Origin of the sequence: Enterobacter cloacae complex sp. IR5384 (genome assembly GCF_049237265.1) — a bacterium.
Taxonomy (GTDB): Bacteria; Pseudomonadota; Gammaproteobacteria; order Enterobacterales; family Enterobacteriaceae; genus Enterobacter; species Enterobacter cloacae.
Genome location: NZ_JBMKHJ010000090.1, coordinates 1 through 1,841 on the forward strand (window position 1 = coordinate 1; position 1,841 = coordinate 1,841).

Annotated in this window: 1 protein-coding gene and 2 pseudogenes; 2 read left to right on the forward strand and 1 reads right to left on the reverse strand. The window is 56.8% G+C overall.

The genetic code is table 11. From position 1 onward, the window contains the following. Positions 1–416 (forward strand): annotated as a pseudogene (locus ACOTX3_RS25930) (hypothetical protein); the annotation flags it as partial. Between the two features lie 47 nt (positions 417–463). Here ACOTX3_RS25930 and ACOTX3_RS25935 read toward each other — a convergent pair. After that, positions 464–1,441, reverse strand: a complete 978-nt coding sequence (locus ACOTX3_RS25935) for a tyrosine-type recombinase/integrase (RefSeq protein WP_000600827.1) — start codon at positions 1,439–1,441, stop codon at positions 464–466. A 191-nt stretch (positions 1,442–1,632) separates the two neighbouring features. Here ACOTX3_RS25935 and ACOTX3_RS25940 point away from each other — a divergent pair. Beyond that, positions 1,633–1,731, forward strand: a pseudogene (locus ACOTX3_RS25940) (IS1 family transposase); the annotation flags it as partial. Positions 1,732–1,841 lie beyond the last annotated feature (110 nt).

The following is a 1,841-nucleotide window of genomic DNA, read 5'->3' on the forward strand; positions in this document are numbered from 1 at the left end:
CTGATGATCTGTTCGTCGGAAAAACGCTTCTTCATGGGGATGTCCTCATGTGGCTTATGAAGACATTACTAACATCGGGGTGTACTAATCAACGGGGAGCAGGTCAGATTCATTGCACCATCTTCTCACCGACCGCGTCAGCCTCTCTGCGTATGTTACCGGAACAGCACGCCGCAGAAGCGCGCTATCCTATTCCTGTTGAGGATTTCCATTTCAGTATTTTCACTGCGGTGAACAATCAAACGGTAATGACATCCAGCGCTGAAATTGTGTTAGTGATTGAGGGGACCGCGACATTAAGCCATGCCAGCGGCGAGAGCCTTTTGCTTCACGTCGGGCTGTCAGCATTTATCCCAGCCTCCATCGGGCGATGGTTGCTGACTACGACTGGGAAAGTCTGTCGAGTATCGTGTTAATGTAAAATTAGAGGGGGTACAGCCCCCTTGTTTGTGTTTACTTAGCCCTAAATAAGGTTGAGTCTATCCCGCGCGTCCTGCAGGCGTTGCTCCCCGCGACGGTCATACTGCTGGGTGGTGGTGACGCTCGCGTGGCCCATCGCATCCTTCACGGTAATTAAATCCTCCCCGTTATCCAGCATCGCGGTGGCGAAGGTTCGCCTCAGATCGTGTGGAGAACATTTCGTGATGCCGGCCTGACCCTGGCGCACCTGCAGGATATGGTACACCGCCTGGTCGGTTAGCCGGTTTAGAGTCACATCCCCGAAACGACGGATGCGTGTGAACAGCGGGCCCGGGGTCTCGCCCCGGATCTCATCGATCCAGATCTGCAGCCGCTGCCAGGCACCGGCCGGGACATATGCCAGTCGCTCCTTGTTTCCCTTACCCAGCACTCTAAGCGCACGGTCCTGAGTGACAACGTCACGCAAATCCAGGCTCACTACTTCGGATCGTCGCAGGCCGCAGCCGAGAATGACCGCCAGCATCGCTGCATCCCGCGCCCCGAGGCAGCTGCGATCGGCTTCACAGACGGCAAACAGGGCGCGGATCTCCCCCTGGGGCAGCGCCCGACCGCTGGGCAGCCGACTGCCGCGCAGGTTACGGACCGCCCGGATATGCTGGAAGCTCTCCACATCCATGAGCCGGAGCATCCAGGCTTCCTTCGCCACGCCCTTGAGTGCCGAAAGATAGGTGTTGACGGTGGCGGTGGCCCGGCCGGTGTCGCGCAGCAGTTCGGTCACGGCCATCACGTGATGGCGCCGCAGGCTGCCCCAGCTGCAGGACTCCAGGGAGGCAGCTCCGAGCATAACGGCGACGATGTTCAGGAACGAGGCCATGGTCTGCCGGCTGCGGTGGGAATTGAGTGAAAGCAGGTAGGCCCGGGCCGGGCTGACCGGGGCATTCTCACCTGACAGCGCCGGCAGGAATTCCTCACTGGCTGCGGGCAGACTCAGCTCCGGTTCGTCATCGGGAATCAGGATCATGTCGGGCTCCGTCCGGCGCGCTGCGTAAAAAATCGGGGGCAAACTTACTGTCAGAGCGTACCGCAGAAAGTCTACTTTTTCAAAGGTACATTTTAATAAGTAGACTTGAAGCACTTGTTCTTAGCTGTACGATTACGGTGATGCTGCCAACTTACTGATTTAGTGTATGATGGTGGTTTTGAGGTGCTCCCGTGGCTTCCATCTCCATCAGTTGTCCCTCCTGCTCAGCTACTGAAGGCGTGGTGCGTAACGGTAAAAGTACTGCCGGACATCAGCGCTATCTCTGCTCTCAGGAGAGCATGAAAAACCTCGGGGCAGCCATCGAATGATGCCATCTACAGGGGTTAAAATAACCACCATCATTTCATAACAATACCTGCTGACTATGAAGATCTACGTC

Coding starts and splice junctions, on each gene's coding strand:
- ACOTX3_RS25935 (WP_000600827.1), bottom strand. CDS start 1,441: ATGATCCTGATTCCCGATGACGAACCGGAGCTGAGTCTGCCCGCAGCC.